25 protein-coding genes are annotated in these 23,695 nt (G+C 67.1%); 4 read left to right on the plus strand and 21 right to left on the minus strand.

What is annotated here, in order from left to right:
• Positions 1–5 precede the first annotated feature (5 nt).
• From glcF to EJV46_RS18475, 3 genes are read right to left on the minus strand one after another with little or no spacing between them, the layout of a single operon-like run.
• Complete coding sequence (gene glcF / locus EJV46_RS18465) at positions 6–1,313, minus strand: glycolate oxidase subunit GlcF (RefSeq protein ID WP_131550188.1); 1,308 nt, start codon at positions 1,311–1,313, stop codon at positions 6–8.
• Positions 1,314–1,316: 3 nt separating this feature from the next.
• On the minus strand, positions 1,317–2,498 hold the full coding sequence (locus EJV46_RS18470) for an FAD-binding protein (protein WP_240782645.1): 1,182 nt from the start codon (positions 2,496–2,498) through the stop codon (positions 1,317–1,319).
• A complete protein-coding gene (locus EJV46_RS18475; protein WP_131550189.1) occupies positions 2,495–3,934 on the minus strand; it encodes an FAD-linked oxidase C-terminal domain-containing protein in 1,440 nt (479 codons plus the stop codon). The genes EJV46_RS18470 and EJV46_RS18475 overlap by 4 nt, the downstream gene beginning before the upstream one ends.
• 141 nt (positions 3,935–4,075) lie before the next feature.
• On the opposite strand from EJV46_RS18475, the gene EJV46_RS18480 reads away from it, so the two are divergent.
• The gene (locus tag EJV46_RS18480) at positions 4,076–4,429 is read left to right on the plus strand and encodes a hypothetical protein (protein WP_131550190.1); all 354 of its coding nucleotides are present in this window, start codon (positions 4,076–4,078) and stop codon (positions 4,427–4,429) included.
• A gap of 75 nt (positions 4,430–4,504) precedes the next feature.
• Here EJV46_RS18480 and ykgO read toward each other — a convergent pair whose 3' ends face one another.
• The 3 genes from ykgO to argH form a co-directional block, all read right to left on the minus strand.
• Complete coding sequence (gene ykgO, locus EJV46_RS18485) at positions 4,505–4,630, minus strand: type B 50S ribosomal protein L36 (RefSeq protein ID WP_131550191.1); 126 nt, start codon at positions 4,628–4,630, stop codon at positions 4,505–4,507.
• A 101-nt stretch (positions 4,631–4,731) separates the two neighbouring features.
• Positions 4,732–4,989, minus strand: a complete 258-nt coding sequence (locus EJV46_RS23550) for a hypothetical protein (protein WP_131550192.1) — start codon at positions 4,987–4,989, stop codon at positions 4,732–4,734.
• The gene (gene argH / locus EJV46_RS18495; RefSeq protein ID WP_240782666.1) at positions 4,986–6,314 is read right to left on the minus strand and encodes an argininosuccinate lyase; all 1,329 of its coding nucleotides are present in this window, start codon (positions 6,312–6,314) and stop codon (positions 4,986–4,988) included. Before argH ends, EJV46_RS23550 begins: the two co-directional genes overlap by 4 nt.
• A 93-nt stretch (positions 6,315–6,407) precedes the next feature.
• Here argH and EJV46_RS23345 point away from each other — a divergent pair, with 93 nt between their 5' ends.
• A complete protein-coding gene (locus EJV46_RS23345; RefSeq protein ID WP_240782667.1) occupies positions 6,408–6,935 on the plus strand; it encodes a TlpA disulfide reductase family protein in 528 nt (175 codons plus the stop codon).
• 8 nt (positions 6,936–6,943) lie between these two features.
• On the opposite strand, the gene EJV46_RS18500 is transcribed toward EJV46_RS23345, so the two are convergent.
• From EJV46_RS18500 to EJV46_RS18520, 5 genes are all read right to left on the minus strand, one after another.
• Entirely contained in the window at positions 6,944–7,534 is a 591-nt protein-coding gene (locus tag EJV46_RS18500; protein WP_131550194.1) for a transposase, read from the minus strand.
• A 164-nt stretch (positions 7,535–7,698) separates the two neighbouring features.
• Positions 7,699–8,196, minus strand: a complete 498-nt coding sequence (locus tag EJV46_RS18505; RefSeq protein WP_131550195.1) for a DUF4411 family protein — start codon at positions 8,194–8,196, stop codon at positions 7,699–7,701.
• On the minus strand, positions 8,196–9,380 hold the full coding sequence (locus tag EJV46_RS18510; protein WP_206020871.1) for an ImmA/IrrE family metallo-endopeptidase: 1,185 nt from the start codon (positions 9,378–9,380) through the stop codon (positions 8,196–8,198). The genes EJV46_RS18505 and EJV46_RS18510 overlap by 1 nt, the downstream gene beginning before the upstream one ends.
• Before the next feature lie 155 nt (positions 9,381–9,535).
• Entirely contained in the window at positions 9,536–10,633 is a 1,098-nt protein-coding gene (locus EJV46_RS18515; RefSeq protein WP_131550196.1) for a PA0069 family radical SAM protein, read from the minus strand.
• 76 nt (positions 10,634–10,709) lie between these two features.
• Entirely contained in the window at positions 10,710–11,321 is a 612-nt protein-coding gene (locus EJV46_RS18520) for a YqgE/AlgH family protein (RefSeq protein ID WP_131550197.1), read from the minus strand.
• A gap of 99 nt (positions 11,322–11,420) precedes the next feature.
• Here EJV46_RS18520 and EJV46_RS18525 point away from each other — a divergent pair, with 99 nt between their 5' ends.
• Positions 11,421–11,903 carry a peroxiredoxin gene (locus EJV46_RS18525; RefSeq protein ID WP_131550198.1) on the plus strand — a complete coding sequence of 161 codons (483 nt, stop codon included), beginning with the start codon at positions 11,421–11,423 and terminating at the stop codon, positions 11,901–11,903.
• 155 nt (positions 11,904–12,058) lie between these two features.
• On the opposite strand, the gene EJV46_RS18530 is transcribed toward EJV46_RS18525, so the two are convergent.
• The 7 genes from EJV46_RS18530 to EJV46_RS18560 all read right to left on the minus strand — a co-directional run bounded on the left by EJV46_RS18530 (position 12,059) and on the right by EJV46_RS18560 (position 21,772).
• Positions 12,059–13,300 (minus strand): Zn-dependent hydrolase, encoded by a 1,242-nt coding sequence (locus EJV46_RS18530; RefSeq protein WP_131550199.1) that lies wholly within the window; start codon positions 13,298–13,300, stop codon positions 12,059–12,061.
• Between the two features lie 45 nt (positions 13,301–13,345).
• Entirely contained in the window at positions 13,346–17,113 is a 3,768-nt protein-coding gene (locus EJV46_RS18535; RefSeq protein ID WP_131550200.1) for an SIR2 family protein, read from the minus strand.
• 127 nt (positions 17,114–17,240) lie between these two features.
• Positions 17,241–18,002 (minus strand): ABC transporter permease, encoded by a 762-nt coding sequence (locus tag EJV46_RS18540; RefSeq protein ID WP_408894015.1) that lies wholly within the window; start codon positions 18,000–18,002, stop codon positions 17,241–17,243.
• 8 nt (positions 18,003–18,010) lie between these two features.
• Positions 18,011–18,934, minus strand: coding sequence for an ABC transporter ATP-binding protein (locus EJV46_RS18545; RefSeq protein WP_131550202.1), 924 nt, complete (start codon positions 18,932–18,934; stop codon positions 18,011–18,013).
• A gap of 66 nt (positions 18,935–19,000) precedes the next feature.
• The gene (locus tag EJV46_RS18550) at positions 19,001–20,272 is read right to left on the minus strand and encodes a TRAP transporter large permease (RefSeq protein WP_131550203.1); all 1,272 of its coding nucleotides are present in this window, start codon (positions 20,270–20,272) and stop codon (positions 19,001–19,003) included.
• Complete coding sequence (locus tag EJV46_RS18555) at positions 20,269–20,760, minus strand: TRAP transporter small permease (protein WP_165585608.1); 492 nt, start codon at positions 20,758–20,760, stop codon at positions 20,269–20,271. Before EJV46_RS18555 ends, EJV46_RS18550 begins: the two co-directional genes overlap by 4 nt.
• Positions 20,761–20,782: 22 nt before the next feature.
• The gene (locus tag EJV46_RS18560) at positions 20,783–21,772 is read right to left on the minus strand and encodes a TRAP transporter substrate-binding protein (protein WP_131550205.1); all 990 of its coding nucleotides are present in this window, start codon (positions 21,770–21,772) and stop codon (positions 20,783–20,785) included.
• A gap of 123 nt (positions 21,773–21,895) precedes the next feature.
• Between EJV46_RS18560 and EJV46_RS18565 the strand changes: the two genes are divergently transcribed.
• A complete protein-coding gene (locus EJV46_RS18565) occupies positions 21,896–22,681 on the plus strand; it encodes an aldolase (protein ID WP_131550206.1) in 786 nt (261 codons plus the stop codon).
• 16 nt (positions 22,682–22,697) lie between these two features.
• On the opposite strand, the gene EJV46_RS18570 is transcribed toward EJV46_RS18565, so the two are convergent.
• The 3 genes from EJV46_RS18570 to EJV46_RS18580 all read right to left on the minus strand — a co-directional run bounded on the left by EJV46_RS18570 (position 22,698) and on the right by EJV46_RS18580 (position 23,661).
• Positions 22,698–23,021, minus strand: coding sequence for a hypothetical protein (locus tag EJV46_RS18570; protein WP_131550207.1), 324 nt, complete (start codon positions 23,019–23,021; stop codon positions 22,698–22,700).
• Positions 23,000–23,281, minus strand: coding sequence for a type II toxin-antitoxin system RelE/ParE family toxin (locus EJV46_RS18575; protein ID WP_131550208.1), 282 nt, complete (start codon positions 23,279–23,281; stop codon positions 23,000–23,002). Before EJV46_RS18575 ends, EJV46_RS18570 begins: the two co-directional genes overlap by 22 nt.
• 104 nt (positions 23,282–23,385) lie before the next feature.
• Complete coding sequence (locus EJV46_RS18580; protein ID WP_131550209.1) at positions 23,386–23,661, minus strand: type II toxin-antitoxin system ParD family antitoxin; 276 nt, start codon at positions 23,659–23,661, stop codon at positions 23,386–23,388.
• Positions 23,662–23,695 lie beyond the last annotated feature (34 nt).

Genomic DNA, 23,695 nt, shown 5'->3' on the forward strand with positions numbered 1-23,695 from the left:
ACGATTCAGGAGAGAGCGTCGAGGGAGGCGGGCTTCGGCCCGCCCGCCATCCAGTCGAGAAGCTGCACCGTGTGGACGACCGGCATCACGTCGCCCGCGAGCTGCGTCATGCAGCCGATATTGCCCGCGGCGATGACGTCCGCCTCCGTGCGGCGGAGGTTCTCCAGCTTGCGCGACCGCAGCTGCCCGGCGATGGCCGGCTGCAGGATGTTGTAGGTGCCCGCGCTGCCGCAGCAGATATGGCCCTCGGCGGGCTCCTTCACCTTGAAACCCGCCCGGGCGAGCAGTTGCTTCGGCAGCGCCGTGATCTTCTGGCCGTGCTGCAGCGAGCAGGCGGAATGGTAGGCGACCGTCACGGCCGCCGGCTCCCGCGAGGGCGCATAGACGAATTTCTCCAGCACCTCGGTGATGTCCATGGCCAGCGCGGACACGCGCGCGGCGTCCTCGGCATCCGGCTCCTCGCGGAACATGAAGCCGTAATCCTTGAGCGTGGTGCCGCAGCCCGAGGCGTTCACCACGATCGCATCCAGCCCCTGCCCCGCGATCTCCGCGCTCCAGGCGTGGATATTCGCGCGCGCGGCCGACATGGCGCGTTCGTGATGGCCCATGTGGTGCGTCAGCGCGCCGCAGCAGCCCTGGCCGGGCGTGATGACGACCTCGATGCCCATGCGCGTCAGCAGGCGGATGGTGGCCGCGTTGATCTCCGGGTCCAGCACCTTCTGGGCACAGCCCGTGAGCAGGCCGACGCGCCCGCGCCGCTCGCCCTCGGCGCGATGGATCTGCGGCTCCTGCACGGGGCTCGGCGCGGGCAGCGACTTCGGCGCAAGCGCCAGCATGCCGCGCAGGCGCTGCGCGAGCATCGACTGGCCGGGGATCAGCGCCTCCAGCGGACGCGCGAGCGCGGCGGCCTTCAGCGACATCCGGAACAGCTTCGGGTCGGGCAGCACGCGCGCGAGCACGGCGCGCAGCATCCGCTCTGGCCAGGGGCGCCTGTAGGTCTCCTCGATATAGGCCCGCGCATGGTCGACCAGATGCATGTAGTTCACGCCGGACGGGCAGGTCGTCATGCAGGAGAGGCAGGAGAGGCAGCGGTCCACATGCCGCACCTCCAGCTCCGAGGCGGGCCGGCCGCTCTCCAGCATGTCCTTGATGAGGTAGATGCGGCCGCGCGGGGAATCGAGCTCGTCGCCCAGCAGCAGGAAGGTCGGGCAGGTCGCGGTGCACATGCCGCAATGCACGCAGGTGCGGAGGATCTTGTTGCTCTCCGCGGTATCGGGGTCGCGGAGCTGCTCGGCGGTGAAACTGGTCTGCATCGTCTAGGCCCACATACGTCCAGGATTGAGCACGCCGGCCGGGTCCAGCACGGCCTTCACGCGCCGCGCGATGGCGGCGAGCGGCAGCGGCTCCTCTGGCAGGACCGGCACGCTGGCGGCCAGCGAGGGCGGGGCGCGGAAGAGGGTGAAGGTGCCGGCGGCCGCGGCGGCGGCCTGCATCACGGCGCCATGCGCCTGCTCCGTCGCCGGGCCGGCCACCCAGATCAACCCGCCGCCCCAGTCGAGCAGCAGCTTCTCGGCGAAGGCGGCGCGCAGCGAAGCCACCGCCGCCGGGGCCCGGGAGGGCGCGACGGAGAGGCGCCAGACGGCCTCCTCCGGCGCGGCGTTCAAGGGCTTGGCGTCGCGGATGGCGCGCCAGAGAGCGCGCGGATCCTCGACCACGGAGATGTCGCCGTGCGCGGCCAGGTCCTCGCGCAGCCGGCCCATGCGATAGGCCACGCTCTCGGCGAAATCCTCCAGTCGCGCCAAAGCGGAAATGCCCTCGGCGCCGATCGTCAGCGCCGCGCCACTCACGCCATAGGGCGAGCCCAGCGCGGCGCTCAGCGCGGCCACGCCTGCCGCCACGTCGGGCACGCGGATGGAGAGCGTCCCGGTGGCCTCGGGCGCCGGCAGCACCTTCAGCGCGATCTCCGTGATCACGCCGAGCGTGCCATGCGCCCCGCTCAGCAGCTTGCAGAGATCGAGGCCGGTGACGTTCTTCAGCACCCGCCCGCCGGAGCGGAAGATCTCGCCATCGCCGGTGACGGCGCTGATGCCGAGCACATGGTCGCGCATGGCGCCCCACATGATGCGGCGGGGCCCGGAGAGGTTGGTGGAGACGACGCCGCCCAGCGTCGCCGGCTCCTCCGTGTCGAAGAGGGCGCGCAGGTCCGGCGGCTCGGCGATGATCTGCTGGTTGTGTTCGGCCAGCGCGGCCTCGATCTCGGGAATCGGCGTGCCGGCGCGCGCGCGGATCATCAGCTCCGTCGGCCGGTAGAGCGTGATGCCGGTGAGGTTGCGGGTGGAGAGCGTGCTGCCCACCTTCCCCCAGAGGTCGTGCAGGGGGCGGAGCATGGCGCGCTTGGTGCCGTGGCCCTCGATGACCAGCGGCTCGCGCGCCGCATGGGCGCGCGCGACGACGCGGGCCAGCGCTTCCTCCGTCTCGGGGCAGATGATGTTCTTCACGCGGCGAGCTTCGGGTTGTCGTCGATGGGGAAGACCTTGGCCGTGTTCAGCAGCCAGTCGGGATCGAAGGCGGACTTGATGGCGCGCTGGAGGTCGAGTTCGCTGCGCGTGAACTGCGTGGTCATGAGGTCGCGCTTCTCGACGCCGACGCCGTGCTCGCCGGTCAGGCATCCGCCCACCTCCACGCAGAGCTTGAGAATCTCGGCGCCGAAGGCCTCGGCGCGGCGGAAGCTGTCCGCGTCGTTGGCGTCGAACATGATGAGCGGATGCAGGTTGCCGTCGCCGGCGTGGAAGACATTGGCGACGCCGAGCCCGTATTGCACCGACATCTCGCCGATGCGCCTGAGCACATGCGGCAGCTCGCCGGTGGGGATGGTGCCGTCCATGCAGAGGTAGTCGGGCGAGATGCGCCCCACCGCCCCGAAGGCGCCCTTGCGGCCCTTCCAGATGGCGGCCGACTGCTCGGCGCTCTCCGCGACTTTCATGCTGATGGGGTCGAAGCGCGCGCAGATGCCGCGGATGCGGTCCAGCAGCATCTCCTGCTCGGCGATGCTGCCCTCGACCTCGATGATGAGCATGGCCTCGGCGTCCAGCGGATAGCCGGCATGGGCGAAGGCCTCGCAGGCATGGATGCAGGGGCGGTCCATGAATTCCAGCGCCACGGGGATGATGCCCGAGCCGATGATGGCGTCCACCGCGGCGCCGGCGATCTCCACGCTGGAGAAGGCCGCCAGCATGGCGCGCGCGCCCTCGGGGCCGCGCAGGATGCGGACGGTGACCTCGGTCACCAGGCCGAGCTGGCCCTCGCTGCCGGTGATGAGGCCGAGCCAGTCATAGCCCGCCGCGTCGAGATGCCGGCCGCCGATCTCGATGACCTCGCCCTCGATGGTGACGAAGGTCAGGCCCAGCAGGTTGTTCGCCGTCACGCCGTATTTCAGGCAATGCGCGCCGCCGGAATTCATCATGACGTTGCCGCCGATCATGCAGGCGAGCTGGCTGGACGGGTCGGGCGCGTAGAAGAAGCCGTTGCCGGCGACGGCGTTGGTGATGCCGATATTGGTGACGCCGGCGCCCACGACGGCGTAGCGGTCCTCGCAATTGATCTCGCGGATCACGTTCATGCGCATGAGGCCGATCACCACCGCATCCGCCAGCGGCAGCGCGCCGCCCGAGAGCGAGGTGCCGGCGCCGCGCGGCACCACGCGGATGCCGTTGGCATGGCAGTAGCGCAGGACGGCGGCGACCTCGGCGGTGGTGCGCGGCAGGACCACGGCGAGCGGGATCTGCCGGTAGGCGGCGAGGCCGTCCGTCTCGTAGGGGCGCAGGCGCAGGGGCTCGCCGATCACGGCGTCGGCGGGGAGCAGGCGGGCCAGGTCGGTGAGGATGGCGTCGCGGCGGGCAAGGATGTCGGGCTTGGGGGCCGGGAGCGAGATCATGGCGATAGGGGTCCGGACGTCTTGACGATGAAGATGTCGCTCACCCCGCCCGGCTGCAAGCCATGACGCCCAGGGGGCGCTTGCAAGGGCGGCCCCGGGGCGATGAACATGCGGCCGCAAGAACCAGGAGGAGACACGCCCATGCTGCGCATCGCCCTGACGGCCCTGTGCCTCGCCACCGCCGCCCTGCCCGCCGCGGCCCAGCGCGCCGGGGCCTATGCCGTGGAGGGCCGCGCGGCCGATGGCTCCGTCTATGCCGGCGCGGTCAACCTGGTGCCGACGGGCCCGCAGACCTGGCGGGTCACCTGGCGCGTGGGCGGCGAGACGGCCCGCGGCGTCGGCATGATGGTGCGGAACCTGCTGGTGGTCGGCTATGTGCTGAGCGGCGAGACGGGGGTCGCCGCCTATGAGCAGCAGGCGGACGGGCGCCTCGTCGGCCGCTGGACCCAGGGGCGCGAGGGCGGGCTGGGCACCGAGACTTGGCTGCCGCGGTAGCCCCAGAGACGAAGACGGGGGGCTTTCGCCCCCCTGAGACCCCCAAACCGGCTGAAAGCCGGCTTCGCCCGCTGTTCAGCCCTGGCGCGCCTTGAAGCGGGGGTTCTTCTTGTTCAGCACGTAGAGACGGCCGCGGCGGCGGACCACCACGCAGTTCTTGTCGCGCGTCTTGGCGGATTTGAGGCTGTTGCGGATCTTCATGACGCGGACTCACAAAACGCGAAAAGGGTTGCGGGGCAAACGGCGCCTGCCCCGAGAAGGCAGCGAAATAGGCGGAGCCTTCCGCCGAGTCAACCTGCCGCTCACGGCGCCGCCGGCAGCGCGGGCAGCACCGCGCCGGGATTGGCGCGCAGATACTCCTCCCGCCCGGCGGGCGTGGAGAGGTATTCCTGCAGGGCCCGCGTCCGCTCCTGCGCCAAGGCGCGGTCCTCGGCCGTGGGCGCGGGATAGACGCGCGGATAGGTGATCGCCGAGCGCGGGCCCGGCGGCCGCGGCGGGCCCACGCGGCCGCAGGCGGCGAGCAGGAGGCTCGCGGCCAGCAGGGCCAGGAGCGCCCTCATGCCAGCCGCCCCTTCCACTCCGCCACCATCGCGCGGACGTTCTCGGGCGCCGTGCCGCCATGGGAGCGGCGCGAGGCCACCGAGGCCGCCGGCGTCAGCACGCCGAAGACGCTGTCGTCGATCCGGGGCTCCACCTCGCGCATCTCGGCGAGGCTGAGGCCCGGGAGGTCCACGCCCATGCCCTCGGCCTTGGCCACCAGACGGCCGGTGACGTGATGGGCGTCGCGGAAGGGCAGCTTCAGCTCGCGCACCAGCCAGTCGGCGAGGTCGGTCGCGGTGGAGAAGCCCTCGCCGGCGGCGGCGGCCATCCGGGCGACGTTGGGCTGCATGTCGCGCACCATGGCGGCCGTGGCGGCGAGGCAGAGGGTCAGGTTCTCGGCGGAGTCGAAGACGCCTTCCTTGTCCTCCTGCAGGTCCTTCGCATAGGTCAGCGCCAGGCCCTTCACGACGGTCAGCAGGCCCACGAGGTTCCCGGTCATGCGGCCCGTCTTGCCGCGGACGAGCTCCGCCGCGTCGGGGTTGCGCTTCTGCGGCATGATGGAGCTGCCGGTGGTCAGCCCGTCGCTCAGCTTCACGAAGCCGAAGGCCGGGTTGGTCCAGATCACGATCTCCTCGGCGAGGCGGGAGAGATGCGTGGCGCAGATGGCGCAGGCGGCCAGGAACTCCATGGCGAAGTCGCGGCTGCCGACGCCGTCGAGGCTGTTGCGCGTGGGGCCGTCGAAGCCCAGCGCCTTCGCCGTCCCGTGGCGGTCGATCGGGAAGCCGGTGCCGCACATGGCGGCCGAGCCGAGCGGGCATTCGTTCAGCCGGGCGCGGGCGTCGAGCATGCGGCCGCGGTCGCGCCAGAGCATCTCGGCATAGGCCAGCATGTGGTGGCCGAAGGTGGTGGGCTGCGCGGGCTGGAGGTGGGTGTAGCCGGGCATGATGGTGCCGGCATGCTCCTCGGCGCGGGCGACGAAGGCGCGCACGCAATCGAGCATCTGGGCGGCGAGGCCGTCCATGGCGTCGCGGGTCCAGAGGCGGAAGTCGGTCGCCACCTGGTCGTTGCGGCTGCGGGCGGTGTGCAGGCGCTTGCCGGCCTCGCCGATGCGCTCGGTCAGGCGGGCCTCGATGTTCATGTGGACGTCTTCCAGCGCCTCGGACCATTCGAAGCGGCCGGCCTCGATCTCCTGGCCGATCTCGGCCAGGCCCTGGCGGATGGCGGCCTCGTCATCGGCGGAGATGATCCCCACATGCGCCAGCATCGCCGCATGGGCGAGGCTGCCGCGGATGTCCTGCCGCCACATCTTGGCATCGAAGCCGATCGAGGCATTGATGGCCTGCATGATGGCCCAGGGGCCCTCGGCGAAGCGGCCGCCCCATTGCTGGTTGGTGTTGCTGTCGTTGGGGATGGACAAGGGAGTACCGCTTCCGTGCTGATGTCGCGACGCCGGCTGATCCAGGCTGGCACGGTCGTAGCCCCCGCCTTGCTGGGCGCGCAAGCCGCGCGCGCGGCCGCCGGCCCGGAGCGGCTGCGGGAGGACACGCGCCCCCTGCCCGGCTTCACCTTCCTGGACGCGGAGGGGAAGGAAAAGACGGCGGCGGATTTCGCCGGTCAGGGGCTGGTGGTGAACCTCTGGGCGACCTGGTGCGCGCCCTGCGTGGCGGAGATGCCGGCGCTGGAGCGGCTGGCGGCGGCGCTGGCGGGCGAGCGGGTGGCGGTGCTGCCGCTCTCCTCCGACCGGGGCGGGAAATCGGCCGTGGAGGGGTTCTATCAGCGCACGGGGATCACGGGGCTGGGCGTCTGGCTGGACCCGCGCGGCGCCGCGGCCCGGGCGCTGGGCGCGCGCGGGCTGCCGACGACGGTCGTCGTGGACCGGACGGGACAGGAGCGCGCCCGGCTGGAGGGCGACGCGGCCTGGGACCGGCCGGACATGGTGGCGGCGGTGCGGCGGCTGGTGGGGTAGGATTTTGGTCATGGCCAGCACGCCTTGAGGGCGCGCGGGATGTATCTGCGGCCGGCGACCACGGTAAGGCACTTCCGCATGGCGCGGAGCCAGGTGAAGGCGCGCTGCTTCGGCCAGCCTCTGATGGTGGGAAGCCGCGCCAATTGCAGGTCGAAGAGCTTTTCGGACAAATCCGGATCGGGGCACATCCAGGGCGGCCCGGGCAAGGCGCGCTTCAGCTCGAGCCGGCGGGCCAGGAGGATGATGCGGAAGCCGCGCAGGCGGATGGCCCGGCGCGCCGCGCGGCAGATGGGGCCGAGGAGGTTTTTCAGCGGGTGGCCCTTGGGGGCGGCGGCCAGGGCGAGGAGAAGGTGTTCCCAGAGCCCCTGATGGGTGAGGCGCCGAAAGTAGCGGGAGACAGTGTCGGGCTTGCCGTGGCTCTCGGGGAGCTCGTGCCAGGGACCGTCGGTGGCGGCGACGCGGAAGATGGCGTCGAAGCGGGCGCGGTGGTCGCAGGGGCGGCCGCGAGAGCCGCGCGAGGCGCGGAGGACGTAGGGGGAGAGGGCGGCCCATTCGGCATCGGAGAGGAGGGTGTGGGGGATGCGGAGGGGAGCGGGCATCTCGGAATTATAGGAAAATAACCATAAAATTACAAGAAAAATCGTTATCCTGCGCATCTATGAGGGCCTTACGCCGTCCATGCTGCTTATATCCGTTAGAATCAAACACAGAACAGCCGTTCTCTGCTGCGCAATTAGTACTGGCCGCTCAAAACCTGAGGCGGCTACATGCTCGCCTCCCAGCCTGTATAAAAGTTGAGGTTGGCAATGAAGGTCACGGGATTCATCCAGCTCACCCCGCAATCGCTACAGACGTCGGGGACATGACGCCTAGCCCCAGTACGCTTCGGCTTTGAGACCTCGGCGGTGACCACCCGGCGGTCAATATGGCCGAGCGCGGCAGCTATAAGAAATGGGTCCTGCCCAATTGTGATTAGATCGGCTTCTGTAAGTGAATCGCCGTAAAGGCTGAGCACCCTCTGAACAGCGGAGGGTTCGCTCGTCTCTCCTAAGAGCAACGCCTTCTTGGTCGCCGTATCGCGCATCCAACGGGCAAGTTCGTCGGTCCCGCTTTCAACCTCTGCATAAATTTCAGCGGGCAGCTTCACCGTCCCGGCTTCGCCGTGGTGGAGCAGCCACCGCCAAAACTCCGGAACACGCCGATGCCCATACCATGTGTTCTGCGCCGTGATGAGCGCGTTTGCATCAAGCAGGTAGAGCATTAGGTCGAGGCCCGCCGCGGCTCATTTAGTAGCGGGTAGACGTTCATCGGCTTGACGCCGAGCATCCTTGCCGCCCTGGTCGGCGTAAGAGATCCATCGGCCATACCTTGGCGGGCAACGGCAAGAATGGCAGCGCCAAGACGATGTCGCCTGACGACGTACCAATTTGGCCCGCCATCTTCGCTCCGGCTCTTTTCCCGATTCAGCGCTTTCTGAGCGCGCCACTGTCCCTGAAACGCATCCCGCAACGCCTCCCAACGAGCTTCGGCGATCATTCCAGTGCGGAACAGCTGGTAAGCAACCATAGATCGGCTAATGCGTGCCTGATTTGCCAGCGCATCAATAGCGTCGACATCGCCTTCACCGCCGTCCAGCAGCGGCCCAATACTGGTGATCTCTGTCAGATCCACGAGCACCGCGGCCGCTGCGTCGTTGCAAAGTTGCTCCACGCGACCATGCGGCGCGCCGCCGCTAACGCCCGTTTCACCCAACAGCAAGTGCGCCAATTCATGAAGCAGCGTGAAGGCCCACGCGGACTTAGCGTCCTGGTCGTTCACAACGATGAAGGGAGCCAGTTTGTCCGCAATGGCGAAGCCGCGGAAGACGTTTGCCTCGATAGCCGTAGACCAATGCCCGCAATCCCCAGCCAGCAAGACAAATACGCCCTTGCCTTCAACCAACCCTCGAAGGTAGGCGAATGCATCCTCATTTCTTGCGTGGGCGCGGTACGTTTGGCGGTTGAATTCAATTGCCGCGACGATCCTCTCCGCCAGCGCCTCGGGATTTCGTATGGTGACGGCCGAGCCCACCAATTCTACCTCGGCCACATCTTCGTCGTCCTCAAGGACCTCCCTCACCAACGCCTGCCTCGCCTTCACATCCCGGAGTAGAGAAGCCAGCAACACGTTGGAGGGCTCACCTTGATCCGGTAGCGTCCTGAAGTCGTGACCAAGGTCTGCCGGCGTGGGCACTTTCGGTAGGTAAAATGTAAGCAGTGGGCGATGATACTGCGCCGCCATGCGTCGCAACAGTGGTGCCGTGGGGGGTACCTGGCCGGTCTCCAAGGCCGCTAACCGGTCTTCACCCGCCACTCCTCGAGCGGCCTTCAGGTCGATCTTGCGGGCAGCCGTTTCCCTATCGAGACCCGCAGTCTCTCGCGCCCAGATCAGGATCTCGGGGTTCAAGCCTGCCACCTCCTCACCATGCACATAAGGAGACCGTTGCGCCATGGGGCAAGCGGATCGCCGGAATCGCAGGCTGAACCAGAGCGAGTTCAGGCGAAACCCAGGCAGCCTACATATCTAAGGTACTCCGGTCACGGAGCTAACTATGGAGGCCCTTACAACAAAGCCAGCTGCCGATCATCCACCCGCCCATTGAACTGCGAGCAGTCCAGCGCCTTCGCCCACATCCGCTCCCCGATCCCCGCGCGCTTCACCGCCAGCTGGAACCGCTGCCCCAGCACCCCGGCATAGGCCCCGTTCCCGCTCTGCCGCTGCCCGAAGGTGGGGTCGTATAGCTTCCCGCCCCGCGTCTGCCGGATCAGCGCCAGCACCTTCGCCGCGCGGTCCGGAAAGTGCTGGTTCAGCCAGTCCTCGAAGATCTGCTTCAGCTCCAGCGGCAGGCGCAGCAGCACGTAGCCCGCGCTGTCCGCCCCGGCCCGGGCGCTGGCCTCCACGATCTTCTCCATCTCGGCATCGTTGATGCCGGGGATCATCGGCGCCGCCAGCACCGCCACGGGGATGCCGGCCGCCGAAAGCTGGCGCACCGCCTCCAGCCGCCGCACCGGGCTCGCCGCGCGGGGCTCCATGATGCGCGCCAGCCGGGCGTCGAGCGTGGTGATCGAGACGCAGACGCGCACCAGGTTCTTCTTCGCCATGCGCGCGAGGATGTCGATGTCGCGGATCACGCCCGCGCCCTTGGTCACGATGCTCAGCGGGTGGTTGAAGCGGTCCAGCACCTCGAGGATACGGCGCGTCAGGCCCTGGTGGCGCTCGATGGGCTGGTAGGGGTCGGTGTTGGCGCCCAGCGTCACCGGCTTCGGCGTGTAGCCGGGGCGGGAGAGCTCGCGCGCCAGGATCTCCGGCATGTCGGGCTTGAAGAGGATCTTGGTCTCGAAATCGAGGCCGGGGGAGAGGCCGACATAGGCGTGGCTCGGCCGGGCGAAGCAATAGACGCAGCCGTGCTCGCAGCCCCGGTAGGGGTTGAGCGAGCGGTCGAAGCCGATGTCCGGGCTGTCATTGTAGGTGAGCGCCGACTTCGCCGCCTCGCGCGTCAGCGTGGTGCGCAGCGGCGCGATGTCCTCGACCAGGGAGCCCCAGCCGTCGTCGAAGGCCTCGGCGACCTGCGTCTCGTAGCGCACATGCGGGTTGGAAACCGCGCCGCGGCCCTTTTGGTACCCGCTGGGGGCGAGAGGATAATGAGCACCGTCCGGCATGACCGTGTTCTCTTCTTGTTCCTAAGCGGAAGGTGGCGAAGGCCGGCCCGTCCGTCAAGAACAAAAAGAGAATGAATCAGGCGTGGCCGGCCTCGGCGGAGAGGAGCGTGGGGTCGATGTTCAGCTTGGCGAGGGCGCGGCGCCAGCGCGTCGCATCGTCGCCGCCGAAGAGCAGGTCCTCGTCGGCGGGGACGGAGAGCCAGTCGTTGCGGGCGATCTCGGCCTCCAGCTGGCCGGCGCCCCAGCCGGCATAGCCGAGCGCGAGCAGGCCCTGGCGCGGGCCGCCGCCGGAGGCGATGGCCTTCAGGATGTCGAGGCTGGCGGTGAGCGCGTAGCCGCCCTCGACGGGGAGCGAGCCCTCGGCCTTCCACTCGCCGCTGTGCAGCACGAAGCCGCGGCCTTCCTCGACGGGGCCGCCATTCACCAGGCGGATGCTGCGCTGGGGCGGCAGCGGCTCCACGCCCGCCTGCTTCAGCAGCTCCTCGAAGGAGAGCTTGGGGATGGGCTGGTTGAGGATGAGCCCCATCGCGCCGCCGGCGGAATGCGCGCAGAGGACGATCACGCTGCCGGCGAAGTTGGGGTCCCGCATATTGGGCATGGCGACCAGCAGCTGCCCCGCCAGCGGCGTGCCGGCCTCCTCGAGCGGCTTGGGGGCCCCGAAGGCCGATTTCCAGTCATGTCTTGCCATGGGGACGAATGTGAGGATGCGCCATCGCCTCCGCAAGCGTGACAGGATTCTTCCCAGGGCCTAAACCTTCCCCCACTTTCCCCTCGGAGGAACACCAGGATGACGATCAAGGCCGGCGACAATATCCCCTCGGCGAAGCTCATGCAGGCCACGGCGGAGGGGCCGGTGGAGGTCTCCACGGACGACCTCTTCGCCGGCAAGACGGTCGTGCTCTTCGGCGTGCCGGGCGCCTTCACGCCGACCTGCTCGGCCAAGCACCTGCCGGGCTTCGTGACCCAGGCGGCCGCGTTCCAGGCCAAGGGCGTGGACACGGTGGCCTGCATCGCGGTGAACGACGCCTTCGTGATGGGCGCCTGGCGCAAGGACCAGTCGATCGGCGACGAGGTGGTGATGCTGGCGGATGGCAGCGCGGCCTTCACCAAGGCGATGGGGCTGGAGTTCGACCTGACGGCGCGCGGCCTCGGCGTGCGGAGCCAGCGCTTCGCGCTCGTGGCGAAGAACGGCGTGGTGACGCATGTGGCCGTGGAGGCGCCGGGCGCCTTCGAGGTGAGCAAGGCTGAGACGGTTTTGGCTGCGCTTTAGCGCAACCAAAACCTCGATTTTTATGCTCTCAAACGCCGGGCGGCGGCTCCGCCGCCTTGGCTTCGCGCCAAGACTGGCACGCGGGATGTGAGGGTAGCCTGGGCGCGCCGGCCGCCGTGCGGCCGGATGCCCGGATGGCCCACCGATCCTGTGAGCTACCGGTTCGCCCGGGCCACCACCGCCTCGAACAGCACCTGGCAGCCGGCCTCCGCCTCCTCAGGCAGAATGCTCTCCGCCTCGTTGTGGCTGAGGCCGTCCTTGCAGGGGGTGAAGATCATTGCCGTGGGGATCAGGCGCGCGACATAGACCGCGTCGTGGCCGGCGCCGGAGATGATCTCGCGGGCGGGGTAGCCGAGGCGGGCGGCGGCCTGGCGGACGAGGTCCACGCAGTCCGCGTCGAAGGGCTGGGCGGGGATGACGAAGAGCTCCTTGAGCTCCAGCTGGCAGCCGCCTTCCTCCACCAGCGCCTTCGCCTCGGCGGGGAAGGATTTGGCGATGGCGTCGATCTCGGCGCCGTCGGGGTGGCGGAACTCGATGCTGCAACGCACCTCGCCGGGGACGACGTTGCAGCTGTTGGGGAAGACCTGCAGGCGGCCCACCGTGCCGCGGCCGTCGTCGCCGCGGGCGCGCATCATCTCGTCCACGCGGGCGATCAGGCGGGCGGCGGCGACCAGCGCGTCCTTGCGGGTGGAGGGCGGCGTGGTGCCGGCATGGGCGTCCTGGCCGATGATGACGGCGTCGTACCAGACCTGGGCCTGGGCGCCGGTGACGATGCCGATCTGGCGGCCCTCGCGCTCCAGGAAGGGGCCCTGCTCGATGTGCAGCTCGAAGTAGGAATCGGCGGGGAAGGGCTTTGCCGGGTGCTCGCCCTTGTAGCCGATGGCGTCCAGCGCATCGCCGACGGTGACGCCGTCGGTGTCGGTCAGGGCATAGACCTTGTCCTGGGGATAGACGCCGGCCCAGACGCCGCTGCCCATGAGGGAATGGCCGAAGCGGCTGCCCTCCTCGTCGGTCCAGTTCACCAGCTCGATGGGGGCCTCGGTGGTGATGCCGAGGTCGTTCAGCGTGCGCAGGACCTCGAGGCCGGCGATCACGCCCAGCGCGCCGTCGAACTTGCCGCCGGTGGGCTGGCTGTCGAGATGGCTGCCGAGGAGGACCGGCTTGCGCGCGGGGTCGCGGCCCTCGCGGCGGGCGAACATGTTGCCGATGGCGTCGACGCGCACGGTGAGGCCGATGGCCTCGCACCAATCGGTGAAACGCTGGCGGCCGGCCTTGTCGACCTCGGTGAGGGTGAGGCGCTTCACGCCGCCCTTGGGGGTGGCGCCGATCTCGGCCATGGCCATGAGGGTGGACCAGAGGCGGGGGGCGTTGATGCGCTGGTTGGTGGTGGGGTTCATGGGGTGGGTTTTAGGGGAGGATGGGTGGGGGTGGAATTGGGTGCGCTATGTTCGGGCGATACGCCGCCTAAGTTCAGATAGGCGTCGATCGTTCGTCAGGGATGGCATCGCTGCGAGCTTCGCGACAATCTGCGCCATACCCCAGGGCCAAGTTTGTGCATCCTTCGGCAACAGAGCGTAGAACAGTGCAAGATGTTCCGCTGGAAACATTGATATTCGATCATCCTCAATGTGATGAAGGTGCGGGACAGAGTCGATTGGCTCAGCCGCACTCTCTAGTATTGACAATACTGCGACAGTAACTTCGGGCATCCTATCTCCGGCGCGAAGGGCGATCTCTGCGAGAGCAGAAGATGCAGCTGGACTCCGCGCAGCGAGCTGGCGTGGCCAGACCCAGCCAAGGAATTCGGTCAGCTGCTCAGCGCATTCCTCCGATTCTTCGGACCAATTTGCAACGACATGCAATGTGTGGAGCCGCTGCTCCTCGCTCGTAGTGAGCAACGCCTCTCGTAAATCGATTGATGTAATCAATCGACCACCTTCTGGCTGTTTTCGAAACCAACCAGAAAGTACAATTTCCAAAAGATTTTCATGCCGCCGGGGTGACGATTTTCTTTCTTTCAAAAGTGAAATAAGTAATGGTTTTACCGCCAAAAACAGATCATTTGGCAAAAAGCTCGACTGTTGAAGAAATCCGGATAAGGCAGCATCCGATACCGATTTCTCATCATCTTCATTTTCAATAATCGCAAGTATATGTGCTTCCGTCCAATCACGATCGTGCATGAAAAGCCAATTACATTGTCTAGCAAATATGGCTGCGGAATACGCACGAGGTTCTGGCGATAACCTGAGCAGCTTTGTGGCCCGATCCTTAAACACAACATCAATCGCTTGAGGATCGTCAGACCAGCCGAGTTCATCAAATATGAGGTCAGCAAGACGTCCGCTGGGCGAATTGATCGCCTCAGTGATCCAGTCCTGCTGGCCGCGCGTCAGGACCGCAGAACTGGCTGCGGTCGGATGATGGTAAATCGTGTCGACGAGCAGGTTCCAGGTGGCGAGATACAAATCCCTGTCATCTTCCCAAATTGGGCGCGAATGGCTCGTAAACCATTGGGCCGCTGCCTGGAGGTTCGTGGACAGGATGGCGTCTGGCAACTCTGCAATACGCCGAGCCAGAAGGCAGCGAAAGCGGCGCTTGTCACTTCCGCGGGCCTCTGACCAGAACAGGTCATTCCAAGCCCAGTTCCATGTCTCACCACGATCCGCTGCTTGGCGAAGTGCGGCCAACGCCCTCACCGGCCTTGTCTCTACTAGACCACGGAAAGGTCGTGTTTCCGTTAGGAAGTCTCTACCTCGCCCCCTAGCGGCCTCGGCCTCAAGCAAAAGATTATCTAACGGAACGTCGAGCAACAGGGCATGGCTTTTGTCCGTCGCGACCCACCCGCCCCTCGACGGGCTTCGATCAAGTTGTTCGGCTGCATCCTGCGCATTCCATGTAGGAAGTTGCCGCTTGAGACGATCAAGCTTTTTGGGGAGATCGAAAGAGACCTTTATCCCCTCCCGCTCCATCCAAAATAGACGACCCAATACAGCGCGGATGCGATATGGCTCAAATTCCACAGCGTCGGCGTCCCGCCACGGCTGGGGGCCCGCAAGCGTGATAGCCTCAATACGCTTCCTCGAGCCTCTGGGCAGTTCGGACCAGCGTGCCTTTATCGCGGTGAGAAAATCACGCTCAAGTCTACCGTCCCACACGCCTCCTTCAAGGGAAAGAAGGATAAGAGCCGCCTCTTTTGGATTGGTGAGCCTCGCCTCACTCGCGGCCCAAACCCGCAGGTTCCGAAAGGGAATGCCCTGTTCATTACGCCAGTTCCTGACCTGCGCGATCGCGAGATCCGGCGCGGTCTCAAGTAGGTGGCGAACGAGCGCAGCGAGGTGAGCTATCAGCGAAGATAGATCCGGTGATCTCGTGTTGAACTCGTTAGGTTCGCGCTTGAAAGCGTTTAATGGCCTCAGATTCGTGAAGGCAAAACTGCCAACTTCCTCTTCTAATCTTGTCGCGATGATCAGATTGCGGTGAGTTCCATCTACATAGTCCATCAAATAATCTGCTGGTACTTTCAAATTGGAATCACGACCCGGATACAAAACGGTCGCGTCGATATACCGAAGCTGCCCTAATTGCCCCGAGATCGGAGATGTCATGGGACGTTTGGTGGTCAGTCTAGGCCGCTCGACTTCCACCAGCTCCAGTATATTTAATCGTGACCATCCTTCGGCTTTAATTACGCGCCGAAGCTCAAATCGATCGCGCTCATATTGACTTTGTTCGTCGAGCGACACCAGGAGTAAGCGCCATGCCGTCCGAATGTCCGATGGCACTTCACCCCTCAGCAGAGCATCACGAGCGAAGAACACTAGATCCGAATGTAGTGCCTTCTCTCCCGAAGCCCACCAGAGAGCCACGGGGTCACTCACGACACGGCCAAACCATCGCGCAAGGCGCCAGAGGCGCACCGATAGCCGAGGCGGCAGTCGCGAAGCAGGCCCGCGCAGAGATGGGGAGACGGGGCGTCCTGCCGGACTCTCACTGGCTACCGATTCAAACGCAGACCAGCTTCCTGGCGGGGGTGTGATCGGCTCAGGACGATCCTCGTCACGGAGCGGCGGTGTCTCCCCGTCGAGTCCGTAGCTTTCAAAGGGATTAAAGTGATCTGGCTCCGGATCACGCCAAGCTACCGGTCGGCATCTATCGTATCGAACATTTGCATCAAATACACAGAGCCACTCGGCGGGCGGCGCTGGTTCGTGTTCTGAAAAAATACCCGCACCAATCGGAGAGGACACGAGATGAGCGACTTGCCCTCGTTGATAGGGAAGCAGTTCCCTAGGACCGGTCACCGCCATGGTTGCAATCATTTTACGCCAGCGTTCTGGATCGGTGGCCCGCTCCGCCCAGGCGGCAAGCGTTCTCCATAGCGTTGAAAAGCCATCGAAAGGGATCGCCGTGACGCCCTTGTGCCTCCAGAGACCCGACGCGTACGATGCGTCGCCTTCCTGAAGCGCATACAACCGCCCAGATCCCACCTTGGCCTGAAGCGCCTCCAGAAGGTACTGCATCGGAGGATCGTCGGCGGAATACCCTACGAACACGATTCGATATCGGTCCATCAGGGCACGCATGAATGTGGTGGCCCATCCGTCAGCTAGATAGGCCCGTCCGAAGTCCGCTGATGACAACACAAACTCTGGCCCCTCCGACCTCTTATAGTCCAGCGAGACTTTGCCATGGAGATGGATGATCCCATTCAACGATCCTGGCCGGGCGGGGTCTGGAAGCGCCGGCGGGATGATAGGCTCAAGCGACGGATCAGCCTGCTCGAAGACGCGGTCGAAGTTGGTTGTAACGAGCCTCACGGCCCCATCAGGTGCTCTCGACAGATTGATTAGCGACTGATGCGGACCTAGTCCTGCGTCTGGCTTTGGACGGAGCGACCTTGCTACCGCGCCACGCACGTCCGCGACGGGGAACTCCTGCTCAAGCAGCGCAAAGATCCGATCTGCCGAGGGTATGCCGCCGACACCCGGAACCGGCGCGATCTTGTCCGATAGGGCGAGAAGCTGTCGGGCCGGGCTAGTCTGGGAGGACCCCAGTTCGGTTACGACGCGATCAGCCAACTCACGGAAGCTGGGTCCGCCAGCCTCCGCGCGTGAGACGCCAGCGCCGCAGAAGAATATAACCTGTCCCTCATCCCGAGCGTCGAGCAAATCACCCGGCAGATCGGGCCCTTCAGCGATGAATCTCATGTCTGATCGCCAAAGCCTCCTCACGCTGGGTATTTTAAGTTCGGACTATTCCAACATCACAGCGTGTGGATTCGGCACAACCAGCGCTTTTCCGATTGTGTCTGCGAAGCGGATCGCGATCCACCCACTAAGCCTTCAACCGATACCCCGTCCGGAACATCCACCACAGCACCGCCAAGCACAGCACCATGAATCCCGCCGTGAACCCCAGGCTCGCGGCCACGCTCACATCCCCTGCCCCATGGAAGCTCCACCGGAACCCGCTCACCAGGTACACCACCGGATTGAACAGGCTGATCGTCCGCCACGGCTCCGGCAGCATGTCGATCGAGTAAAACGCCCCGCCGAGAAAGGTCAGCGGCGTCACCACCAGCGAGGGGATGATCGCCAGCTGCTCGAAGTTCCGCGCCCAGATCCCGATGATGAAGCCGAAGAGGCTGAAGGTGACGCAGGTCAGCAGCAGGAAGGCGACCATCCAGACGGGATGCTGGATCTCGAGCCGCACGAAGAAGGTCGCCGTCACCAGGATGATCAGCCCGATGCCGACCGACTTGGTCGCGGCCGCGCCCACATAGGCCACCACCGCCTCGAAGGCGGAAAGCGGCGCGGAGAGGATCTCGAAGATGGTGCCGGTGAATTTCGGGAAGTAGATCGCGATCGAGGCGTTGGAGATGCTCTGCGTGAGGATCGTCAGCATGATCAGCCCCGGGACGATGAAGGCCCCGTAGTCGACGCCGCCGACCTGCTGCATGTGCGAGCCGATCGCCCCGCCGAAGACGACGAAGTAGAGCGCGGTCGTGATGACGGGCGTGACGATGCTCTGCCACATGGTGCGCAGGGCGCGCGCCATCTCGGTGCGGTAGACCGCCCAGACGCCGTGACGGTTGATGAGGGGCATCAGGCGGGCTCCACCAGGCGAATGAAGATGTCCTCCAGCGAGCTGCGCTCGGTGTCGAGGTCCTTGAAGCCGATGCCCAGCGCGTCGAGGCGCCGCAGCAAGTCGGGGATGCCGGCGCCCCCGGCATTGGCGTCGAAGCTGTAGAGAAGCTCGTGGCCCTCGGCCTGGAGCTCCAGCGGCCAGTCGGCGAGGGCGGCGGGGAGGGTCGCCAGGGGCTGGTGGAGCACCAGCTTCAGGCGGCGCTTGCCGAAGCGGCGCATGAGGGCCGCCGTGTCCTCGACGAGCAGGATGCGGCCCTTGTCAATGACGCCGACGCGGTCGGCCATCTCCTCGGCCTCCTCGATGTAGTGGGTGGTGAGGACGATGGTGACGCCCTTGTCGCGCAGCTTGCGGACCAGCGCCCACATGTCGCGGCGCAGGTTGACGTCGACGCCGGCGGTGGGCTCGTCGAGGAAGAGCAGCTCGGGCTCGTGGCTGAGCGCCTTGGCGATCATCACCCGGCGCTTCATGCCGCCGGAGAGCTCGATGATGCGGCTGTCGCGCTTCTCCCAGAGCGAGAGGTCGCGCAGGAGCTGCTCGATATAGGCGGGGTTGGGCGGCAGGCCGAAGAGGCCGCGGCTGAAGCGCACCGTGTTCCAGACGGTGGCGAAGATGTCGATCGCGATCTCCTGCGGGACGAGGCCGATGGTGGCGCGCGTCCGGCGGAAGTCGCGGAGGATGTCGTGGCCGCCGACCGAGACGCGGCCGGCGGTCATGGTGACGGTGCCGCAGACGATGCTGATCAGGGTGGTCTTGCCGGCGCCGTTGGGGCCGAGGAGCGCGAAGATCTCGCCGCGCCGGACCTCGAGGTCGATGCCGGCCAGGGCGGTCAGGCCGGAAGGGTAGTGCTTCTCGACGCCGGCGATGGAGAGGATGGGGGGCATTCGTGAATCCGTGGCTGCCGGGGGGAGATGGCCCCGGCAGGACGGGCGGCAACCCGTGGCGGCAGGCTATCGGGGCTGCAGCAGCAGGGCGAAGCCGGGGATGTAGGTCGTCAGCATCAGCACCACCAACATCACCAAGATCTGCGGCCAGATCGCCCGCGAGATCCTGGCCAGCGACAACCCACTGATCGCCATCCCCACGAACAGGCAATAGCCGATCGGCGGCGCCGCCATGCCGATCGACACGTTCGTCACGATGATGGCGCCGAAATGCACCGGGTCCACCCCGAAGCGGTTCGCGATGGCGATCAGCATCGGCCCCAGCACCACCATGATGGCGATCTCGTCCATCACCGCCGCCAGCAGGAAGAAGGCCAGGTTCAGCGAGGCCAGCGCCAGCCACTTCGTGCCCAGGCTGTCCGCCATCCAGGCCGCGAAATCCACCGCGATCCGCTCCTGCGCCACCAGCACGCCGAAGCCCACCGAGACGGCGATGATCGAGGTGATCATGGCGCTCGTCCGCGCCGAGCGCAGGAAGAGCTCCGGCAGCACGCGCAGCTTCAGCGTCCCGCCCAGCAGCCCCACCACCAGCGCATAGACGCAGGACATGGCGGCCGCCTCGGTCGGCGTGAAGATGCCGCCATAGATGCCACCCAGCACGAAGACCGGCGAGAGCAGCGCCCATTTCCCGTCGTTCACCGCGCGGCCGACCTCGGCCCAGCTCGCCGGCGCCTGCTTCGGCACATTGTGGCGGCGCGCATGGAACCAGCAGACGCCCAGCAGGCCGATCGCGATGGCGAGGCCGGGGACGATGCCCGAGAGGAAGAGCCGGCCGATCGACTGCTCGGCCACGATGCCCCAGATGACGAAGGCGATGGAGGGCGGGATCAGCGGCCCCAGCACGCCGGCCGAGACGGCGATGGAGGCGGCGAAGGCCTTGTCGTAGCCCGCCTTGGCCATGGCCGGGATCATGATGCCGCCGATGGCCGCCGTCGTCGCCGGCGCCGAGCCGGAGATGGCCGCGAAGACCATGGCCGCCAGCACCGTCACCATGGCCAGCCCGCCCGTGCGATGGCGCACCAGCGTGGAGGCGACCTCGACCAGGCGCTGCGAAAGCCCGCCGGCCGACATGATCTCGCCCGCCAGCATGAAGAGCGGAATGGCCAGCAGGCTGAAGGATTGCGAGCCGGCGATGAACTGCTGCGCCAGGAAGGCGGGCTCGATGTCGGCCGCGAGGAGCGAGCCCATGGTCACCGTCGCGATGGCGATGGCGAAGGGCACGGCGCAGATCACGAGCGTGGCGAAGCCGGCCGTGAGGAGGACGGGGATCCCGATCATGCGTCGGCGGTCTCGACGGGCGGCGGGGGCGGCAGGATCACGCGGCCGAGCGCGAAGAGGCAGACCAGCGCGCCGGCGATGGGCGCCATGCCGTTCAGCAGCTCGATCGGATATTCCATCGCGGCCGAGGTGCTGCCCTCGGTGAATTCCAGGAAGCGCAGGCCGGACCAGAGGAAATAGGCGCCGAGGCCGGCCGTCAGCAGGTTGATCCCCGCCTCCCAGGCCACGGCGGCGCGCGGAGGCAGGCGGTCGCTCAGCAGGGTGAGGCGCACATGAAAGCCCTCGCGCACGCCGAGCGCGAGGCCGCCCATGGTGGCCCAGGAGAAGGCGAGGAGCGCGAGCTCCTCCGACCACGGCGGCGTGTGCGAGAAGACGTAGCGCATCACCACCTGGACGAAGATGAGCACGAGCATGGCGAGCGTCGCCAGAATCAGGCTCCAGCGCAGCAGCGCGGCGAGGCCGGCGAGGCCCGCGGCGGCCAGCTTCATCGCTCCCCTTCCCCCCAGGCGGTCAGCGCGAGGCCGCGAGCGCCTGCTGGACGATCTCCGCGCCGATGGCGCCGCGGAAGCTCTCGTACATGGGCAGGACGGCCTGGCGGAACTCGGCGGCATCGGCCACCGGGTTCACGGCCATGCCCTTGCCGCGCAGCGACTCCACGATCAGCCGCGCATTGGCGAGCGAGGCGGCGCGCTGCTTCGCGGTGGCCGCGGTGCCAGCGGCGCGGACGATGTCGCGCAGGTCGGCCGGCAGGCGCTCGAGGTTGCGCTTGCCGATGAGCAGCGCGTTCATCGAGTAGATGTGGTTGGTCAGCGAGAGGTACTTCGTGACCTCGTTGTAGCGATTGGCGTCGATGACCGCGAGCGGGATCTCCAGCCCGTCGATCGTCCCCTGCTGGACGGCGGTGAAGGTCTCGCCCCAGGCCATCGGCACGGCGGTGCCGCCCAGCGCGTTGTACATGCCGATGAAGATCGGGCTCTGCAGCACGCGGAACTTCACGCCGCGGACGTCGGCCGGGCGGGCGATCGGGCGGACGTTGTTGATCATCTGCCGGAAGCCGCCCTCCATGTAGCCGAGGGGGACGACGCCGCGCGCGTCGAGCCGCTGGGCGAGGCTGCGGCCCATCGCGCCGTCAAGGCCGCGCTGGGCGGTCGCCTCGTCGGGGAAGAGGAAGGGCATGTCGTTGATCTGGAAGGACGGCTCGATCTGCGCGATCACGGCATTGGTGATGACCGCCATGTCGACCGTGCCGAGGCGCATCCCGTCCAGCATCGGGCGTTCGTCGCCCAGGGCGCGGTTGGGGAAGAGCTGCACGTCCAGCCGGTTGTTGGAGAGCTTCTCGGCCTCTTCCTTGAAGGCGCGGGCGCCCGAGGCATAGGGGTCCTGCGGGCCGTCGCTGGTGGTCCAGCCGATGCGGAGGACGGTGCGCGCCTGGGCCTGCGCGCGGCCGATGACGGCGAAGCCGGCGCCGGCGAGCAGGGCGCGGCGATGCGTATTGGGCATGTATTTTTCCCCCATGGCGTTTCGCCTTCGCACCTAAAGGCGGGAGGCCGGCGCGTCAAACCCGCCGGGAAACCCCTTGGCCCCGTCTTGCCCCGGGCCGGGGGTGGCCGGCATTCTGGGGCCATGGCCCATGCCCTCGACACCGCCGCCCCCGCCCTTCTCCGCAACGCCGCGCTCGATGCGCCCGGGATCCGCCAGGCGCGCATCGACCTCGCCGCCTGCTTCCGCATGGCCGCGAAGCTCGGGCTGCAGGAGGGGATCTGCAATCACTTCAGCCTCGTCGTGCCCGGGCATGACGAGCTGATGCTGGTGAACCCCTATGGCTATGCCTTCGCGGAGGTCACCGCCTCGAACCTGGTGATCTGCGACTTCCAGGGCCGCGTGGTGGCCGGCAAGGGCGTGCCGGAGGCGACGGCCTTCTACATCCACGCCCGCCTCCACATGAGGCATGCGCGCGCCAAGGCGGCCTTCCACACGCATATGCCCAACGCCACGGCGCTCTCGATGCTGGAGGGGCCGCCGCTGGTCTGGGCCGGGCAGACGGCGCTGAAGTTCTACGGCCGCACGCTGGTGGACGAGGACTACAACGGCCTCGCGCTCGACGAGCGGGAGGGCGACCGGATCGCGGATTCCCTGGGCGATGCAGATGTCGTCTTCATGAAGAACCACGGCGTGATGGTGGTGGGCGCGAGCTGCGCCGAGGCCTGGGACGACCTCTACTACCTGGAGCGCGCGGCCGAGGTGCAGCGGCTGGCGATGGCGACCGGCCGCGCCCTGAAGCCAGTGCCGGAGGCGGTCGCGAAAGCCACCTACGCGCAGATGCGCGAGGGCGACCGGGAGAGCGCCGTCCTGCATCTGGAGAGCATCAAGCGGCAGCTCATGAAGGAGCAGCCGGACTTCGCGGATTGAGGCGGGCGCGGGCCGATCAGCGGCAGGTCTGCCCGCCCATCCCGTTCGCGGTGCAGCTGAAGGGCCGCCCGCCGACCGTTCCGCGGGTGTTTCCGAGCGCGTCCCGCTGGCCGATCACCGGCGCATCGCCAATGCGCCCGGTGGTGTTGCCGAAGCGGTCGGTCTGCACCTGGAAGCCCCGCTCCCCGATGCGGCCCGTGGTCATGCCGTTCCGCGTGAGGCCCTGCACGGGCGCGCCGCCGATCCGTCCGGTGGTGGTGCCGAAACGGTCGGTCTGGAGCTGAGCCGTCGCCAGGCCGGGCCCGGCCAGCAGCAGCGTCAGGGCGAGCAGGAGGAGCATGGTGCCCCGCTGAACGCCAGGTTTGCGGCACAGTTGCGCAAGTCAGTCCAGCCTTCGTCACGCTCGCGATAAGCCGCCTCGTAATCCTGCCCACCGTGAAAGACGCCTTCGATCAGCACAAGGTCTTCGGTCGCGACAAAGGCGATCGCGAAGCGCCGCTCGAAGCCGATGATCCGCAGTCCGGGGACGATGTCGTCGCGCCGCATGCCGCGCTTCGGAAAGACCTCGAGGCCCAGACAGTAGGGGGTGAGACGGTTCACGACGGCATCCGCCCTCCCCTCGCCCGCGATCTGCGTCAAATGCCCGTGCAGCCTGTCGACCTGGCGCTCGGCCAGCGGGGCGTGAAGACGACCCGCACGGTCCTTCAGCGGCTTCGGACGGCCGCGCGGCGCGCCTTGATGCGGTCCAGAATCTGTTCGGCCGGAACTCCCTTTGAGGGGTCGGCAAGGTATTCGGCGTGCCCCGCTGTCACCTCCTCCCGCAGCCATCTCTCCACCGCCGCGTCGCGCTCCTGCAGCGCCCGCAGCCCGGCGCGAACCACCTCGCTCGCCGTGGCATAGGTGCCCGAGGCGACGAGGCCGTCGATGTAGCTGGCCTGCTCCGCGGGCAGGCTCACCGTGCGCTTCTCGACCGATGCCATGATCCGCTCCCACTTCGGTAGGAAGAAATCATAC

This window comes from Roseococcus sp. SYP-B2431 (assembly GCF_004336745.1).
Lineage (GTDB): Bacteria > Pseudomonadota > Alphaproteobacteria > Acetobacterales > Acetobacteraceae > Roseococcus.

Bases quoted from the DNA above. Each gene is read 5' to 3' on its own strand.
- glcF (WP_131550188.1), bottom strand. From the start codon at position 1,313: ATGCAGACCAGTTTCACCGCCGAGCAGCTCCGCGACCCCGATACCGCG.
- EJV46_RS18515 (WP_131550196.1), bottom strand. From the start codon at position 10,633: ATGCCGGACGGTGCTCATTATCCTCTCGCCCCCAGCGGGTACCAAAAG.
- EJV46_RS18565 (WP_131550206.1), top strand. From the start codon at position 21,896: ATGGCCCATGCCCTCGACACCGCCGCCCCCGCCCTTCTCCGCAACGCC.
- EJV46_RS18530 (WP_131550199.1), bottom strand. From the start codon at position 13,300: ATGAACCCCACCACCAACCAGCGCATCAACGCCCCCCGCCTCTGGTCC.
- EJV46_RS18570 (WP_131550207.1), bottom strand. From the start codon at position 23,021: ATGCTCCTCCTGCTCGCCCTGACGCTGCTGCTGGCCGGGCCCGGCCTG.
- EJV46_RS18545 (WP_131550202.1), bottom strand. From the start codon at position 18,934: ATGCCCCCCATCCTCTCCATCGCCGGCGTCGAGAAGCACTACCCTTCC.
- EJV46_RS18550 (WP_131550203.1), bottom strand. From the start codon at position 20,272: ATGATCGGGATCCCCGTCCTCCTCACGGCCGGCTTCGCCACGCTCGTG.
- EJV46_RS18555 (WP_165585608.1), bottom strand. From the start codon at position 20,760: ATGAAGCTGGCCGCCGCGGGCCTCGCCGGCCTCGCCGCGCTGCTGCGC.
- EJV46_RS23345 (WP_240782667.1), top strand. From the start codon at position 6,408: ATGTCGCGACGCCGGCTGATCCAGGCTGGCACGGTCGTAGCCCCCGCC.
- EJV46_RS18475 (WP_131550189.1), bottom strand. From the start codon at position 3,934: ATGATCTCGCTCCCGGCCCCCAAGCCCGACATCCTTGCCCGCCGCGAC.
- EJV46_RS18560 (WP_131550205.1), bottom strand. From the start codon at position 21,772: ATGCCCAATACGCATCGCCGCGCCCTGCTCGCCGGCGCCGGCTTCGCC.
- ykgO (WP_131550191.1), bottom strand. From the start codon at position 4,630: ATGAAGATCCGCAACAGCCTCAAATCCGCCAAGACGCGCGACAAGAAC.
- EJV46_RS18535 (WP_131550200.1), bottom strand. From the start codon at position 17,113: ATGAGATTCATCGCTGAAGGGCCCGATCTGCCGGGTGATTTGCTCGAC.
- EJV46_RS18500 (WP_131550194.1), bottom strand. From the start codon at position 7,534: ATGCCCGCTCCCCTCCGCATCCCCCACACCCTCCTCTCCGATGCCGAA.
- argH (WP_240782666.1), bottom strand. From the start codon at position 6,314: ATGCAGGCCATCAATGCCTCGATCGGCTTCGATGCCAAGATGTGGCGG.
- EJV46_RS23550 (WP_131550192.1), bottom strand. From the start codon at position 4,989: ATGAGGGCGCTCCTGGCCCTGCTGGCCGCGAGCCTCCTGCTCGCCGCC.
- EJV46_RS18525 (WP_131550198.1), top strand. From the start codon at position 11,421: ATGACGATCAAGGCCGGCGACAATATCCCCTCGGCGAAGCTCATGCAG.
- EJV46_RS18505 (WP_131550195.1), bottom strand. From the start codon at position 8,196: ATGCTCTACCTGCTTGATGCAAACGCGCTCATCACGGCGCAGAACACA.
- EJV46_RS18520 (WP_131550197.1), bottom strand. From the start codon at position 11,321: ATGGCAAGACATGACTGGAAATCGGCCTTCGGGGCCCCCAAGCCGCTC.
- EJV46_RS18480 (WP_131550190.1), top strand. From the start codon at position 4,076: ATGCTGCGCATCGCCCTGACGGCCCTGTGCCTCGCCACCGCCGCCCTG.
- EJV46_RS18580 (WP_131550209.1), bottom strand. From the start codon at position 23,661: ATGGCATCGGTCGAGAAGCGCACGGTGAGCCTGCCCGCGGAGCAGGCC.